Raw genomic sequence first — 17084 nt, forward strand, 5'->3', positions numbered from 1 at the left:
GTTTCTGCAAAGTGTTAAATGTTGGCAATATTGTTGATAAATGTTAAGTCATGCGTCGTGATTGAAAACAAAATTTATAGATTAGGACGTTCATAATAATTGAAAGGTATATATGGAAGCTAAATTTTCGCCGAGGGTTAAAGATGTCATTCAATACAGCAGAGAAGAGGCATTGCGCCTTGGGCACGACTATATAGGAACGGAGCATCTTTTACTGGGCCTTATCCGGGATGGAGACGGCGTAGCAATTAAATTGCTGAAAGGTTTGAATGTTGATACTGCAAAACTTCGGCGTGCCGTTGAAGATGCTGTTAAAGGTACCATTGGAACAAATGTACATATTGGCAGTATTCCACTAACTAAGCAAGCCGAGAAAGTATTAAAAATAACTTATCTGGAAGCCAAAATATTTAAAAGTGATGTAATTGGAACCGAGCACCTGCTGCTATCTATATTGCGCGATGAGGATAATATCGCATCGCAAATATTGGTACAGTTTAACGTAAACTACGAGGTGTTTAAAGGTGAAGTTGAATCACATAAAAACGATGTAACTGACGAAATGCCAGGATCACCAACAGGTGGCGATGATGACTTTAAAGAAGAAGAGTCATTTAGTCAGCCTAAAAAGGTATCAGACATTAAATCAAAAACACCGGTGTTGGACAACTTTGGCCGCGATTTAACCCGCGCCGCCGAGGATGGAAAACTTGACCCGATTGTTGGTCGTGAAAAGGAAATTGAAAGGGTATCACAGATCCTTTCGCGCCGTAAAAAGAACAACCCTATATTAATAGGTGAGCCGGGTGTTGGTAAATCAGCTATAGCTGAAGGATTGGCATTACGTATTGTTCAGCGCAAGGTATCGCGTGTATTGTTCAACAAACGCGTGGTAACGCTTGACCTGGCTTCATTGGTTGCCGGTACAAAATACCGCGGTCAGTTTGAAGAAAGGATGAAAGCGGTGATGAATGAACTGGAAAAATCCCCTGATGTAATTTTATTTATTGATGAGATCCATACTATTGTAGGTGCAGGTGGGGCTTCAGGCTCGCTTGATGCATCAAATATGTTTAAACCTGCTTTGGCAAGGGGCGAAATACAATGCATCGGCGCAACTACGTTAGATGAATACCGTCAGTATATTGAAAAAGATGGTGCTTTGGACCGTCGGTTTCAAAAGGTAATGGTTGAGCCAGCTACGCCTGATGAAACTATCGAAATACTGAACAGGATCAAAGAAAAATACGAAGAGCACCATGGTGTAACTTATACGCCCGAAGCTATTAATGCCTGCGTTAACTTAACTACCCGTTATATTACCGATAGGTTTTTACCGGATAAGGCGATTGATGCTTTGGATGAATCAGGCTCACGTGTTCACTTAACCAATATCCATGTACCACAAAATATATTGGATATCGAGCAAAAGATAGAGCAGATCAAGATCGAAAAAAACAAAGTTGTTCGCAGCCAGAAATACGAAGAAGCTGCACAATTGCGTGATACCGAAAAGAATTTGATTGCCGAGCTTGACCAGGCTAAAGCTGTTTGGGAAGCCGAAACAAAATCAAAACGTTATACCGTAACTGAAGATAATGTTGCCGAAGTAGTATCTATGATGACTGGTATTCCTGTACAAAGGGTAGGCCAGGCCGATAGCCAAAAGCTATTGCACATGAGCGATACTGTTGCCAGCAAGATTATTGGCCAGGATGAGGCGATCAAAAAATTAACCCGTGCTATACAACGCACACGTGCAGGCTTAAAAGATCCTAAAAAACCAATTGGTTCATTTATTTTCTTAGGCCCAACAGGTGTTGGTAAAACTGAGCTTGCAAAAGAACTTGCCCGCTTTATGTTTGATACCGAAGACGCGCTGATACAAATTGATATGAGCGAGTACATGGAGAAATTCGCGGTGTCACGTTTAGTAGGAGCGCCTCCGGGCTATGTGGGTTATGAAGAAGGTGGACAATTAACCGAAAAGGTACGTCGTAAACCATATGCAGTAATATTATTGGATGAGATTGAAAAAGCTCACCCGGATGTGTTTAACATATTGTTACAGGTATTGGATGAAGGCCAGTTAACTGATTCATTAGGCCGCAAGGTTGATTTCAGGAATACGATCATCATCATGACATCTAATATTGGCGCACGCCAACTGAAAGATTTTGGTCAGGGTGTAGGTTTCAGCACTAATGCTAAAAATTTACAGGCCGATACGCATTCAAGAGGTGTTATCGAAAATGCTTTAAAACGCGCTTTTGCTCCTGAGTTTTTGAACCGTATTGATGATGTTATTGTATTTAACTCATTAGGCAAGGATGAAATATTCAAAATCATCGATATTGAATTAGCTTACTTGTTTAGCCGTGTTAATGCTTTAGGTTACAAAATTGAACTTACAGAAGCCGCTAAAGAGTTTATTGCCGATAAAGGTTACGATTCTCAATTTGGTGCACGTCCGTTAAAACGTGCTATCCAGAAATACCTGGAAGATCCTATCGCTGAAGAAATCCTGAAAGGTGAATTGAGCGACGGTGATATTATGAAAGTTGATTTTGACAAAGAAACCAGTCAGATCACGATCATTGACCAAAAAGGGGAAAGCAAAACCCCAACAGAAGAAGAACAAAAATAAGTTAAAGCTTATTTAAAAATACAACCCCGTTTGCTTAGGCAGATGGGGTTTTTTGTTAGGTGGGAGTTTTTAAGGCTGATAATCTGGTGGGAGAAGGTTTGCTATACCACTTTCGCTCCAGTCGCCTTCGAACGAAATGCTTTGAGGATTTGTAATTATACCCTCGATACCGAAGAGAGCATATGGCTCATTAAAAGTAATTATCGTAGTGGCATAATTGGGCAATTTTGCCGTGAAGCCAATTTTATTAATGTTAGGCGACTGAACTTTTTTTGTGTAAATTATATAAAGGCAGTCGTTAAATTTCATTGCAAATACGCCCTTTTTGTTGGTATGGTTTATAAAGCTATCCACCGGTAAGGATTCACCTTTATAAATTGATTTAATAGATTGCTGATTAGTTAACTTATAGTAGTCAGTATCCGGCTTTCTAATTAATCGTGAAACTTTAAAGCCCTCCTCCTCAAGTTGATTTGTAATTGCAGATCGTAGGAAATGCATTGACGAACCTTGATATGTGATAAGGCGCTGCTTTTTCCATCTCTTTTTTTCCGATTCGCTGCCGGTTAACTCTTCAAACTGTGGTGTTCCTTCAAAATAAACCAATCCATTGGAAAGGTAGTGGAATGTGCCTAATTTATATTTGATCAAATAACCCAGCGCCCGGTTTTCGACGTTAATATATTCATCGGAAAATGCTATGAGTGCCTTTAATATGCTATTGTATTTTACAAAAATAGCATCCGGGTTCAGGATTTTGCACTTTTTTGCATTGGTAGACTCCCCTATAAAAAAAGCTTTAAAAATATTTATATCACGCTCCCGGTTAGTATTGTACTTGTCGTTAACAAGATCCAATTCATCTAAACGTAATAAACTTATATCGGGAATAGTGATACTATTATCATAAACAAGCCATGTATTAGCATAGGTTTCATAATCTGTCGACGTTACAACGAGTGTATATTCCCCTGGTTTTACGTTGGGAATGGTAAATACCCCGTAATTATCAGTTTTATACTTTGTGGTATCCTTTGTTAAAAATACTCTGGCGTTTACTACCGGGTTTTTGTACCTTTTGTCTATAACTCGCCCTGTAATTTTTAATTGAGAAAAGCATACCACTGGAATCAACAAGAGCAATAAGAGTAAAGGTTTTAGCATGGATAAAGCTAAAAATAAATCAACTATTTTTCATTGGCTTTTTCGGGCTCATAATCTACCGGCAGCAGCTCGGCCATGCAGTTTTTAGCCCAGTCGCCTTCAAAAATAACACTGTGCGGGTTAACTATAATGCCATTCCTGTCAAAAAAAGCATAGGGTTCATCAAATGAAAGTATAGTAACCGGGTGATTAGGAATATCTAAGGGATGATAAACTGACAGATCTGTTTCTTCGCGTTTTTTTGTATAAATTATATAAAGGCAATCACTAAATCCCAGAGCAAACAGGTCGGTTTGATCGGTGCGTTTGGCAAAGTCGCTTGCCGTTAAGGGTGGCTTTGTATATAATGATTGAATGTATTTATAGTTGTTGTTTCCCATTTTTCCTTCCTGATAATCGGGATTGGGTTTTCGTATTAATCTTAAAACCTGAAAGCCATCCTTGATTATTTGATCGGCAATAACCGATCTTAAAAAATGCATCGGAGAACCCAGGTAGGCTGTAGTTCGCTGTTTTTCCCATTTGCGTTTTCGTGCGCTGCCACCTTTTAGTTCTTCAAAAACCGAAATGCCCTCGTAATAAAAAACTCCTTTAGGCTCATAACTGAATTTGGTGAGTTTGTATTTAATAAGATAGCCTAATGCCTTATTCTCTACCTCTATAAAATCATCGCCGCTTGAGGCCGAAAGTATCCCGGTTTTAGTATCAAAATCAACATAAACTACATCCGGGTTTAAAATTTTACATAACTGGGCATTTGCTGACGTACCTAAAAATAATCTTTTAAAATCATTATAATTTCTGAGGCGATTGGGATCGGGCTTAATGCTCACCTCCTGTAGCATGATAGTTTTAGGTGTAAGCGAAATTTCGAGTAAGGCGACATCCTTAGTCCCCGCCATCAGGCTGAGGCTATAAGTTTCATAACCAACAATGGTTACTATAAGGGTGTACTGGCCCGGCTTTACGTTGCGGAGCGTAAATGCGCCGTCATCAGCGGTTTTGTCTCCAACGATGGCGTTGTTTAAAAACACGCTGGCATTTGCTACAGGGTTTTTATCATTGCTGTTAATTACTTTACCGGTGATTGTTACCTGCGCCAGGCAAATGTTGGGCACGATGAATAGCAGTAAATGAAGTAGTTTCCGCATAGATACAAATAAACTAAAAATTTAGTTATAGAAAAATGTTTTTCTGATTTATCCCAAACCGGCAACCTTTAAGTATTGTATATTTAGGCCTCGTTGATTAAATATCAGCAGATATAATTTTATATGACTGTTAATAAAAAGTTGATCTATAAATGGGTTTTCGTTATTTCAATTGCACTGAATATTATAACCGTTGGCTACTTTATCGACAGAAAGATTTTATTTGCCTACCGGCGCCAGCATCAATTTGAACAGCAAAAATGGCAGGTGCTATTTAGCACTAAAAGCGATAACCAGGAGATCATATTTATTGGCACCAGTTTAACCGAAGGATTTGCGTTGAGGAGTAGTTTTAACAATGTTCATTTAAAAAATATGGGTTTTGGCGGTGCCGAAAACAAGGATATTTTGACTAACCTGGAAAGGATAATTAAAAGGAAACCGCCCAGGATATTTTTAGAGGCAGGTATTAATGATATCAGGGATGGGAGGGATAGCAGCCTGATGTATAATGACTTTGTTGCCATGTGTACCCTTGTCAAAAAAAGCTCGCCGGCAACTAAGCTATACGTACAATCTGTTTTACCTACATTAAGTAATAAGTTTAATGCAAAAATTAAAGCTTATAATAGTAAAGTGACGGCTTATTGCCTGCTTAATCAACTTAGCTATATTGATATGTACAACTATTTTATTCAGGACGGCCGGTTGAACGCTCTGGCCACCATTGATGGCATCCACCTAACTCCATATGGGTACTACTTATGGAAAAAGCAATTGGAACCATATATATCAATAAGCAAGTAATACTTTTGAAATAAATTAAATCAAAAAGCGTTAAACCTTTTTTAATTATATTGTTCTTACAATATATACAATCGAAACATTATGAAAAAAATCTTGACTTTAATTTGCTGCACTGTATTAATAGCGGCAACCTCATGTACTAAAAAATACATTACCCCTTCTGCCAATGTAACTGCAATTTATACAGTGAAAGGTACAACCGGATGGAAGTTATCCACCGATGATAATGTATCCTACACATCTGAACTTGGTAAGGATGGCGATTTACCCGAGCTTGATACATACGCCCAGGAAAATGGCGGAGTATTAGTGTATATCTCTTACAATAATGGCACTACTTATGAAGCTATTCCTGAAGCTTATGCTGGTATATCTTACAGTTATACTACCAGTGTTGGAAGAATTGTTTTATATGCCCAGGGTGTTAATGGTACTAAATTAGCTACTGCGCCTGCTGACGATATTAAGGTTAAGGTGGTTCTGGTAGATTCGGGCCAGTAATTTTAAAAGACTCAAAAAAAATGCGCTCCATCTTATGAGAGCGCATTTTTTTTGGGTTAGTATTTTTATTTCCCCATCTGGTCAATAACAGCTTGTGTTACGCCAGTAAAGGAGAAGCCACCATCGTGGAAAAGATTTTGCATGGTAACCATTTTAGTGAGGTCGCTAAACATAGATACACAATAGTCAGCGCATTGGTCTGCATCAGCATTACCCAGTGGGCTCATTTTTTCGGCAAAGTCTATAAAACCATCAAAGCCTTTAACGCCCGAACCTGCAGTAGTACGGGTTGGCGATTGAGATATAGTATTAACGCGTACATGTTTTTTAATACCGTATTCGTAACCAAAGTTACGGGCAATACTTTCCAGTACAGCTTTATTGTCAGACATGTCATTATAACCTGGGAAATAACGTTGTGCTGCTATATAGCTTAATGCCAACACCGATCCCCATTCATTGATGGCATCGTGTTTCATGGCCGCCTGTAAAATGCGGTGTAAGCTCAATGCCGAAATATCAAAGCCTTTGTGGGTAAAATCGTAATTGTTTTCTGGATAAGGAACACTTTTACGTACGTTGATGCTCATGCCTATGGAGTGCAAAATGAAATCGACACCACCGCCAAAATGCTCTTGTGTTTTGATGAACAGGTTATTGATATCATCATTGCTGGTAACATCGGCACCGATGACAGGAGCATTACACTCTTCTGCCAGTTTATTGAGTTCGCCCATGCGTAATGCAATTGGCGCGTTTGATAATACAATTTCGGCACCTTCCTGTACAGCGCGCTGCGCTACTTTCCAGGCGATGGATTGCTCATTGAGGGCACCAAATATGATTCCTTTTTTGCCCTTTAATAAATTATAAGCCATGTTTTGAGTTTTTGTAAAGTTCGTAAAGTTATATATTAATTGATTATCTGCATAATTAGTTGTTTATCGTAAAAGTTTTAAGAATAATGCTTTACTTTAAGCTGTAATATTCATACTAAACTTTATGGCCGAGAACTTAATTGGTAATTTTATGGGTAATGCAAAAGGTATGACTAAAAATCCTTTGGGAATTATTGCATTATTCATTTCACTAATTTATGGATTTGCCTGTTTGGTTTTAGGAACAAGTATATCTAATTTAAAAACTGAGGACGAGCGGCTTCCTTTAATCTGGTTTATTATAGCTTTTCCTTTAATCATTTTATTTGCGTTCGTCTTTTTAGTTATGAAACACCATGGTAAGTTGTATTCACCAAGTGACTATGGAGATAATGAGTCATTTCTTAAAACAATTGAAGGATCACAAAAATTTGAACCTATACAGATAGAGTTAACTAATACCAATCTGGATCAGGCTCCGAAGGGGAGTGATTTGGTTAAAAAGAGTGAAGATTTAAATTTAAATAAAGGGATATTCTCTCCATTAACAAAAGAGAATGTTAGGTTATTTAATGAATACTATCATCAATTTCTAAAAATGATTGATAAAAAGCCGTATAATAATCAATTTAAACAATTGGCATTTGGAGCCCAAGCTCCTGAATATTTTACAGCCTTATTAGTTTTGAAAGAGGAAGCTTTAAAAGTGCCCAATACCAGCTCCAATGAATTGATTATTATTCGTATTACTGAAGATAACTTGGGAGTTTTAAATTTGATAGCTATTGGTAAAGATATTATTGAAAATGACCCTATTCGATTTGCAGAAAAAGTAATGATTTATATTGATAATTTATATAAGAATAAATTGAAAGGGGAGTTTCTAACTAAATTATTATAGCTCTTTTCCCAGCAATTCCCTTGCATTTTGCAATGCGCTTTCACCCGGTTTATCACCACTTAGCATTTTGGCAATTTCCAAAACACGCTCATGGTTATCCAGTTTTTTGATGCGGGTATAGGTTGTTGTCGAGCTATCATCCTTATAAACAAAGTAATGGTTTTTGCCTTTGCTGGCCATTTGTGGTAAATGCGTAATAGTGATTACCTGTAGGTTATCTGCCAGGCGTTCCATGATCTGGCCAACTTTATTGGCAACCTCGCCCGATACTCCCGTATCTATCTCATCAAAAATAATGGTAGGCAGGGCGGTGTGTTTTGCAATAATTGATTTTATGCTCAGCATCAGTCTTGAAAGTTCACCACCCGATGCTACTTTACTCATCTCGGCCAATGAATGGCCTTTATTTGCAGAGAAAAGGAAGCGGATATGATCAGTTCCATTTTCATTTAATGTTATCAAAGATTTTCCACCTGCTTCTATAACTCCCCCTTTAGGGGGTAGGGGGGCTTGTTCAATTTTCAACGTCGAATTGTTCATCCCCATTTCGGCAAGCGTAATAATCACTTGTTTTTCAATAGCGGGGATAGCTTTTAACCTGTTGGCCGTTAGCTTGGCAGCCAGTTTTTCCAATTCGGCTTTATCGGAAGCCAACTGTTTTTGGAGTTTTTCAATAGCCTCATCGCTAAACAATGCCTGCTGTATTTTACCCGATAGATCGTCCTGGATCTGTAAAAGTTCGGCATTACTGTTTACCCGGTGTTTCTTTTGAAGGTTATATATGAGACTTAGGCGGGTATTAATTTCTTCAACCCGGGCCTCGTTCGTATGCGTTTTTTGCTCTATCAGTTCAACCTCGGTGGCTATATCTTTTAGTTCGATGATGGCGCTGTTTAAGCGTTGGTGCAATTCTTCAATCTGCGACTCAAACTTTTCAATCGATCCTAAATGTTGCCCGGCTTCACGCAGTTGTGAAAGGGCCGCTATTTCACTTTCCTGTATCAGGTAATAAGCGCCATACAAGTTGCGTTTAATTTCTTCGGCATTATTTAGCGCGTAAAGCTCCTTCTCCAATGGCTCCTGTTCATCGGCGCTGATGCTAACCTTGTCCAGTTCATCAAACTGAAACTGGTAGTAATCCAGGTCGGCTTTGGCTTTATCGCTTTCGGCTATTAATTGGTTAAGCTTGCCGGTATCTTTTTTAAATGCGTGGTATTTGTTTCGGTAATCATTCAGCAGTTCATCATGTTTGGCAACCGAATCAACCACCAGTAACTGAAATTCGGGATCATTGATCTCCAGCGTGGCATGTTGCGAGTGGATATCGATCAGCTTTTCGCCCAATTGTTTAAGTGCAGTAAGATTAACCGGCGTATCGTTCACAAAGGCCCGGGATTTTCCATCGGCAGATATCTCCCTGCGTAAAACGGTTTCGGTTTCATAATCAAGATCATTTTCTTCAAAAAATGAACTTAAATGAAATCCGCTTATTTTAAACGATCCTTCAATTACACATTTTTTTTGCTGATTAAAAAAATAGCGACTCTCGGCACGCTGACCCAAAATGAGCGACAATGCGCCCAATATGATCGATTTACCTGCTCCTGTTTCGCCTGTAAGAATGTTAAGGCCTTCGCCAAAACTTATCTCCAGGTTATCAATCAGCGCGTAGTTATTAATAGTTAGCTTTTGAAGCATAAAAAAGTATCCTTATTTTATTAAGGATACTAAATTAAGAATTAAGATGCTTTAAACTAAAATTTAATGAAATGTTGCTAATTTATTTAGTTTTAAGAGGTGTTATGATATAAATAAAAACCCGTTTCCCTTCTTTAGTTTTCTTCAAGTGCAAGATCCGCCTGTTTCTTTGCATCAGCCATCCGTTTTTTGAATTCCGGGCTATTGGTATATTCCCTTAGTTTTTTACTGGCTTCCTGCAACCGTGCTTTTGCTTGTTTAATTTGAGCATTATCCTGGTAAGCCCGCATTTTTTCGCCCATCCTTCTCATCTCCTGTTTTTGCTCTTCCATTGCGGGGTTATGGTATGCTTTTCTTAAGCTATCGCTCATCATCCGCAGTTCGTCGCTTTTTTTACGAAACTCCGGTGAGTCAAAATGACTGCGCATTTCTTCGCCCATCTTTTTCAGCAACTCAGCTTGCTCTTTTACCTCGGGCGAAATTTTACTTTGCAATTCGTCCTGGTATTTTTTGTAATTCTCATCCTTGCTATCATCATGGTAATTGCCTTTAATACCATATTTTTTTCTGAGCTCTTCATTCATTCGCTTAAAGTCCGGGCTGTTGTAATATGCCCCAATTTTTTCGCCCATTTTACCCATTTGCTCACCCAGTTTGCTGGTCTCGCCGGTTTCGCCCCAGTTTTTTTGAAAGTCTGCGGCTATCTTTTCCTGGTCTTCCTGCATTTTTTTTATTTCGGCGCTATTATAAAATTTCTCCATAGCTTCAGCCTTTTCTTCCATCAGTTTTTGCTGACTTTTAAACTCAGGGCTATCGTAGTATTTGCCTATTTGTTCGGCATATTTATCAACCTCGGCAGTTAGCTTGTTCAATTCGGCGTCGTTAAAGCTGTTATATCTTTCTTCTGCAGTGCGCTTGTTTCGTAAAGCTGTTTTTGCGGATACAACTTTTTTCGCTTTAACAGCTTTTTTACGGGTAGTATCTGCAAGTAATTGTTTCAATACAGCCGGATAGGTTACCTTCACTTTTTTTATTGATATTTTACCATTAGCTATGGTAGGATTAAGCCACGCAATACTACTAATGCTTGCCGCTATTATTGCAACAGCCACTAAAAGGTGACGAATGTTGCCTATGGGTTTCTTTGTGTTCATGATACGTTCAATTCTGGTTAATAAATGATACTTTTTTCCGGTGGCGGCAAGGGCCAGTTGCAGGTTTCCCTGCCTTTTTTGCTCCAGCTTTAATAGTGCATGCGCATACACTAAGGGCTGGGCAGTTGTTTGTACTACCAGGTCGTCGCACCGGTTTTCGCGTTCCTGGTTTATTATTCTGTTAATTAATTGGGCAAAGGGATTAAAGAAAAGCAATATGCTTATAAACTGTTGTACCATGTTAAGCAGGTAGTCATTGCGTTTTATGTGCGATAATTCATGCAATAAAATGGCTTTTACCTCTTCGGTTGATAAATAGGTAGTTAATGAAATTGGTAAAAGTATAATGGGACTAAAAAAGCCAATCATGCAGGGCACATCAACAAGGCGACTGATGTTCACACTTACATACCTGTCAATAAGAAGTTGTTGGCAAAGCGAATCAACATACTCCTGCAGGCTGTCGGAAGGTATCATGGTTCCTTTAATATGGTTCAGCTTTTGCCAGTTGATCCCCATCCTCAATATGTTAAAGGCGAGACCAATAAAATAAATAGTGGAGATATAAGGCAGGTAACCTTCAATAACGTAATTATAATATGATGGCGAAACGCTGTGTGTTATAGTAGATAAAGGGAAAGTGAAATGTGGTAATAAGGCCGGGGAGCTGGCTGCAGAGAAATCTATCCATACATGTGCCTGTATCTGGGTTACAAAAGTGTAAACAAACCATACACTTATTGCAAGCATAGCTACCATAGCAGCATTATGCTTTTTTATTGATGATAAGCTTGGCGCGCAGGCAAATAATAAACGCAATGCAAACCAAACCAATAAACCCTGCCATAAAGAATGGATAATGGTGATACCCAAAACCTGGCTTATATTATAGAATACACTTTCCATAACGTTTTATTTTTTATGCTGATCAAACTGGTTAAGAAAACTCTTAATGGCATCTATCTCATCGCTTGATGCACGGTGCTGCCCAAGCGCCTGTATCACTAAATCGGATGTAGAACCTTTAAATACAGTAGACAGTATTTTATCCAAAGCGTTGCTTTGAGCTTGCTCCTGGCTAAACAATGCTTTGTATAAATGTGTTTTTGAGGTAGTATCGCGCTCAACCAAACCCTTATCACTCATTATCTGCATCAGTTTAAGCGTAGTGGTATAGCCGGCGTCTTTGGTTTTAGCCAATTCCTCATGCACATCGCGTACAGTACACTGGCCCATTCGCCATATTACCTGCAAAATTTCAAGCTCGCTTTCTGTTGGTTTTATATCCATTTTATTGTTATACGAATTTCTTCGTACAAATATCTACGATGGATTTCGTATTTGCAAATAATTGTTAAAATATTTTTTAGAATGGGAGAAATGTAAGGGGTGTGGGAAGGAAAGTTTTGAAATTAACAGGATGTCGGTTTGATAGCCATACTTTCTCTTAATTTCAGTAAATGCTGATTCAAACAAAAAATATGAAAATTAAAAGTTCCCTTTAAGAAGGTAGCGGTCTTTATTTCTGCAAAACCTGGTATTTAGTTCCGTTTGCCGGATCTGTCTTCATTAATAAATTCATGGCTTGCAGGCGCTCCTGCGAATCAGCCTTGCCATAAAGTAAAACCAACTCGTCGCTTTTGGCTGTATAAAATATAAGCGGGAACATAGAGCCAACACGCTGCCGGTCTATCTGCTGTAGGTTTGGTAAAAGCGTAGTGATAAATTTACGGCCCTTATTAGCGTTATCAGCCATAATATCAAGCCCGTTGCGGTGATAATCATACATAAAATCACGTAGTGGGGCATAAAGCTTATTATTCAAATTCTCCGCCAGCCAATAGCGGTTAATATTGCCGTCAAAAGCTTTCCAACCTTTGTATGAACCGGTTTGCGCATTGGTAACCACTGTTTGGGCACTGGCAAAATAGGGGGTACCACCATCGTGCGAAAAAGTGTCATAATCCATGCCTACAATAATGTAAGCGTAAAATGCCATTACCGAACTTAGGTTACCCTGAAAATTCTGATCGCTAAAATCAATCGTTTGGCCTTCGTTATAAGTAAAATCGACATCCCTATCGTTAATGTTGAGTAAAGTTGAGCTATATGATGAACCGAATATTGGCCTGGATGATTGTACCTGCAATTCTGCACTAAAAACGCTGCCGCCATCCCAGTTGGTAATGTTCAATACAAAATTGCAGTCTATACGTTCCTGGGGTAGTATTTGGTCGGCACTCCATTTGCGGCCGTTCAAAAAATCTTTCATAGCAGTTTCCAAAGTTTGAAAGATCCGCTTGTTAGTTACCTGTATTTTTGGTGAAACCACTTGTACGCGCGCGTTCAAATCCTGCGCAGCAGCGCGGAAACCAAACAAAACTAAAAGTGCGTAAAGGAGTATGGTTTTCATTGGTTTATCAGTTGGGCAACTTTAAGGCAAATATCATGGGCTACAGCATCTTTACTTTTTAATTCAAATGCTGTTTTATGCAGATCGCGGTCAATAATGGTTATTTTGTTGGTATCCTTTTTAAAACCGGCGCCTGCATCGTTTAACGAATTTAGCACAATAAAATCAAGATTCTTCTTTTGCAGCTTGGTTATGGCGTTCGCTTCCTCGTCGTTGGTTTCCAATGCAAAACCAACCAGGATCTGCCCTTTTGCCTTCTGTTCGCCCAGTGTCTTTAATATATCGGTAGTAGTTTTTAGTTCAATAGCAAAACTGGCATCTTTTTTCTTTATTTTTTGCTGCGCGATAGTTACCGGGGTATAATCTGCAACGGCAGCACTCATAACACAAGCTTTAACATCTTTATAATGAGCTAAACAGGCATCAAGCATTTCAGCAGCCGAGGTAACATCAATTCGTTTTACCGATTGCTGACCGCTTACCTGAGCAGTAGGGCCGCTGATGAGTATAACATCGGCGCCCATCCTGGCCAGCTCATCCGCGATAGCAAAACCCATTTTACCGGATGAGTGATTGCCAATAAAGCGTACCGGATCAATAGCTTCATAAGTTGGGCCGGCAGTAACTATTACCTTATGATCGGCTAAAACGAGCTTTTTTTTAAGGATAGATGATAAGAAATCGACGATTTCTTCTGGCTCCGCCAATCTGCCTTCGCCATAAAGACCGCTGGCCAATTCGCCATTACCAGGCGCTATCAAGGTGTTACCAAATGATTGAAGCCTGCTAACGTTTTGGCGGGTTGCAGGGTGAAGCCACATATCCAGATCCATAGCAGGTGCAAAATACACCGGGCATTTAGCCGATAAGTAAACGGCCGTCAGCAAATTATCACAAAAGCCATTGGCCATTTTAGCCAGTGTATTAGCAGTTGCCGGTGCTATGATCAGCATATCTGCCCAAAGGCCCAGCTCAACATGGTTATTCCACTCGCCGGTTTCTGTTTTATAATAATCAACCAGGGCCGGCTTTTTTGAGAGCGTGGAAAGTGTTAAAGGAGTAATAAAACTGGTAGCATCGGGCGTCATCAGTACTTGTACATTGGCCCCGGCCTTAACCAATAATCTTACCAGTAATGCCGATTTATAGGCAGCTATACTGCCGCAGACTCCCAAAATGATGTTTTTACCTTCAAGCATAAGCCCCTACCCCCTGTGGGGGAATGATTATAAAATTTAAAAATAAACAAAAAAACTCCCATATGGGAGTTTTTAATTCTTTAACCTGCGCTTCCCTTTAAGGGGTCGGGGGGCTTAAGCTTCTTTAGATGGGTTACGGTAATAAACCTTGTCATCTAAAAATTCCTGAACAGCTACCAATGATGGTTTTGGTAGTTTTTCATAGTATTTAGAGATCTCAATTTGCTCACGGTTTTCAAAAACCTCTTCCAGGTTGTCGTTTGATGACGCAAACTCAGAAAGTTTCTGGTGTAACTCTTCTTTTATATTGTTTGATATCTGGTTTGCTCTTTTTGACATGATCACAAGCGACTCATATATGTTGTTTGTTTTAACGTCCAGCTCGCGTAAATCGCGGGTTACAGTGCTGCTTGCTACTGCTGGTTTGTTGGTGTTATTTGCTGTCATATCTCTAATTTTTTTAATATGGTATTTTCTGATTCTGATTCTTTTCTGATGGCGGCTGTGTTCTGAGCGTATCTTTTGCAGCCAGTTTTTTAGCCAGTTTGGTATTGGTCAATATTTCGGCTTCTACACGTTTAGCCTCTACAATGCCAGCCTGGCTATCTTTAATTAACCCTTTAACTTCATTACCGTATTTACTCGCCGGAAATTTATCGTTAAACTGTTGGGCATAAGTTATAGTTTGGTCAAAACGTTCTACTTGTTTAGTTTCAAAGCTATGATCGGCGTACTTGTATTGCGATTTTATGATCAAAAATTCAATTTCCTCGCCGTATTTAGTATCCGGATAATCTCTAAGTACATTATTAAAGGCAATAACTGCCGATTGATAATCGCTGATGGTTAAATATAATTTAGCGTTTTCATAGGCTTTCATTTCCAATTTATCGCGCAGGTTCTGTATTAACTTACTTGCTTCAGTAACCCGGTCACTCTTAGGATAAAGGTTAATGAACAACTGTAACGTTTCGATAGCCTTTAAAGTGTTTTCCTGATCAAGCGAAAATGTGGGCGAATCAAGATAATAGCAATAAGCCGAAAAGAAGCGACATTCCTCTGCTCTCGGGCTCGATGGGTAGGTATCGGCAAACGTTTTAAAGTGAAATCTTGCAGATGTGTAATCTTTTAACTTATAGTTGGTGAAGGCATAGTAATAAAACAAGTCTTCGGCAGCGCTACGTCCGCGATAGCGTTCAACCAGTACATCAAATAAACCCAGCGCTTTTTCATACTCCTGTTTATTATAGTACTTAATGGCTTCCTGGTATTTTTTGGCGTAATCGTTACTCGCTCTTAACTTCTCGTATTTGCTTTTACAACTTCCCAGTGTAATAATTAACAGGGCTAAAACACAGGTGAATAACGTTAGTTGTTTTTTAAACATTTTGCAAAGATAGGTGATTAATGTAAATCAGTCAATTATTTATTTAGCTGCTAATATATAACGGGTTTTGTGCTCCTTATATATATAGTATATGTATTTAACATCTTTTAACTATTGGTGTTTAGTTAGTCAATCAAATCCTTCGCCTGGTTTTTTAATTGGTGCTATTAATATAGTATTCGTTTAAATATAGTAGAAGAATTCGGGAAAGGATACTAAGTCGCAGATTTTTTAAGAACATCCATCGTTTGATAATGCTCAGTGATCAGGGGATATAAGGGATTCGTCTCAATCTGGGCGTTGCCTGCGGCCGGGTCATCCGCTCATACGTCACAAGGCATTAGGCTCGGGCCGGTATCCGCTGCTACCCCTAACGCAATTACGGTGTATATATAATATATATGTACTGAAAAAGAGAGACCAGGATATAACGGAAGGGAGTTTACCATATATAAGGCATGAATAGCGCTATCGGGTGAATAATATCCCCCGTTTCCCCGCATAATTCCCGTTGAAGAGCCATTGCTAAAGTTTTTACGATTGATTGCTAAGGAGTTAAGCTTATAGGTTAATTAATTGTTAAAAACAGCTTGCGTAAGTGTAAAATCGGCGTACCTTTGCAGCCCGCAAACGAGGAAGCGGGGATTGTTCTTAGAAAGGTTAAGAAGAGGGTTTTTGAAGCAGGAAGAGGGAAAGCGAGAAGAAGATAGCTTCAAAAAAAGATCAGATAAATTTTCGGAAAGTCAAAAAGTTTGCTACTTTTGCACCCCGCCGCTGAGGAAGAAGAGAGAGAAGGAAAAGGGGGATTGAAAACTGAAAAAACGCTTGAAAAAATAAAAGCGAAAAAGGTTTTGGAAAAGCGGAAAAGGTTTCTACCTTTGCAGACCCAAACGGAAGGGTCCTTGAAAGAGGAAAAGAAGTAAAAAAAGCTAAAGCGATTTTAGTCAATAAAAATGAAAAGTTAAGAGGTGTTAAAACCTCCAAAACATATAGCGGATTCGGATGATGAAGCGAGAAAGTTCTTTTAAGAAATAGAAAATCATGTAGAGTAACACTAAAGCGAAAAGCGGAAGGCGTAAAGCCGAAAGCAGGAGCAGAGGAGTTATGATAACAAAAAGAAGAGAGATACTGTATAAAGATATAATTATATACAGATTCTATTATTAATAATAGGGTCAGTGAAC

At 39.0% G+C, this 17084-nt stretch carries 15 protein-coding genes; 4 read left to right on the plus strand and 11 right to left on the minus strand.

Going from position 1 to position 17084, the window contains the following annotated elements:
* The first annotated feature begins 112 nt into the window (after positions 1-112).
* Positions 113-2647, plus strand: a complete 2535-nt coding sequence (locus tag AC1DYB_RS15430; protein WP_295714901.1) for an ATP-dependent Clp protease ATP-binding subunit — start codon at positions 113-115, stop codon at positions 2645-2647.
* A 69-nt stretch (positions 2648-2716) separates the two neighbouring features.
* Here AC1DYB_RS15430 and AC1DYB_RS15435 read toward each other — a convergent pair whose 3' ends face one another.
* On the minus strand, positions 2717-3811 hold the full coding sequence (locus tag AC1DYB_RS15435) for a carboxypeptidase-like regulatory domain-containing protein (protein ID WP_477436219.1): 1095 nt from the start codon (positions 3809-3811) through the stop codon (positions 2717-2719).
* Positions 3812-3834: 23 nt separating this feature from the next.
* Positions 3835-4962 carry a carboxypeptidase-like regulatory domain-containing protein gene (locus tag AC1DYB_RS15440; protein ID WP_477436221.1) on the minus strand — a complete coding sequence of 376 codons (1128 nt, stop codon included), beginning with the start codon at positions 4960-4962 and terminating at the stop codon, positions 3835-3837.
* 123 nt (positions 4963-5085) lie between these two features.
* On the opposite strand from AC1DYB_RS15440, the gene AC1DYB_RS15445 reads away from it, so the two are divergent.
* Positions 5086-5769 (plus strand): GDSL-type esterase/lipase family protein, encoded by a 684-nt coding sequence (locus AC1DYB_RS15445; protein ID WP_477436223.1) that lies wholly within the window; start codon positions 5086-5088, stop codon positions 5767-5769.
* 81 nt (positions 5770-5850) lie between these two features.
* Positions 5851-6270 (plus strand): hypothetical protein, encoded by a 420-nt coding sequence (locus AC1DYB_RS15450; RefSeq protein WP_477436225.1) that lies wholly within the window; start codon positions 5851-5853, stop codon positions 6268-6270.
* Positions 6271-6335: 65 nt separating this feature from the next.
* Here the strand turns inward: AC1DYB_RS15450 and AC1DYB_RS15455 are convergent, their stop codons facing one another.
* The gene (locus tag AC1DYB_RS15455; RefSeq protein ID WP_295714915.1) at positions 6336-7148 is read right to left on the minus strand and encodes an enoyl-ACP reductase FabI; all 813 of its coding nucleotides are present in this window, start codon (positions 7146-7148) and stop codon (positions 6336-6338) included.
* Positions 7149-7272: 124 nt separating this feature from the next.
* Here AC1DYB_RS15455 and AC1DYB_RS15460 point away from each other — a divergent pair, with 124 nt between their 5' ends.
* Complete coding sequence (locus tag AC1DYB_RS15460; protein ID WP_477436228.1) at positions 7273-8049, plus strand: hypothetical protein; 777 nt, start codon at positions 7273-7275, stop codon at positions 8047-8049.
* On the opposite strand, the gene recN is transcribed toward AC1DYB_RS15460, so the two are convergent.
* From recN to AC1DYB_RS15500, 8 genes are all read right to left on the minus strand, one after another.
* The gene (recN, locus tag AC1DYB_RS15465) at positions 8044-9747 is read right to left on the minus strand and encodes a DNA repair protein RecN (RefSeq protein WP_477436230.1); all 1704 of its coding nucleotides are present in this window, start codon (positions 9745-9747) and stop codon (positions 8044-8046) included. The genes AC1DYB_RS15460 and recN overlap by 6 nt on opposite strands.
* Before the next feature lie 134 nt (positions 9748-9881).
* Entirely contained in the window at positions 9882-11807 is a 1926-nt protein-coding gene (locus AC1DYB_RS15470; protein ID WP_477436232.1) for a M56 family metallopeptidase, read from the minus strand.
* A 6-nt stretch (positions 11808-11813) separates the two neighbouring features.
* Positions 11814-12191, minus strand: coding sequence for a BlaI/MecI/CopY family transcriptional regulator (locus tag AC1DYB_RS15475; RefSeq protein WP_295714924.1), 378 nt, complete (start codon positions 12189-12191; stop codon positions 11814-11816).
* 229 nt (positions 12192-12420) lie between these two features.
* Positions 12421-13314 carry a type IX secretion system protein PorD gene (gene porD / locus AC1DYB_RS15480; RefSeq protein ID WP_477391969.1) on the minus strand — a complete coding sequence of 298 codons (894 nt, stop codon included), beginning with the start codon at positions 13312-13314 and terminating at the stop codon, positions 12421-12423.
* Entirely contained in the window at positions 13311-14513 is a 1203-nt protein-coding gene (gene coaBC / locus AC1DYB_RS15485; protein ID WP_477391970.1) for a bifunctional phosphopantothenoylcysteine decarboxylase/phosphopantothenate--cysteine ligase CoaBC, read from the minus strand. The genes porD and coaBC overlap by 4 nt, the downstream gene beginning before the upstream one ends.
* 114 nt (positions 14514-14627) lie before the next feature.
* Entirely contained in the window at positions 14628-14960 is a 333-nt protein-coding gene (locus AC1DYB_RS15490; protein ID WP_295714930.1) for a DNA-directed RNA polymerase subunit omega, read from the minus strand.
* A gap of 13 nt (positions 14961-14973) precedes the next feature.
* Positions 14974-15900, minus strand: a complete 927-nt coding sequence (locus AC1DYB_RS15495) for an outer membrane protein assembly factor BamD (RefSeq protein WP_295714933.1) — start codon at positions 15898-15900, stop codon at positions 14974-14976.
* Between the two features lie 723 nt (positions 15901-16623).
* The coding region (locus AC1DYB_RS15500) for a hypothetical protein (RefSeq protein WP_477436234.1) at positions 16624-17084 on the minus strand (461 nt) is incomplete at its 5' end.

The organism is Mucilaginibacter sp. P2_A4 (assembly GCF_056405015.1).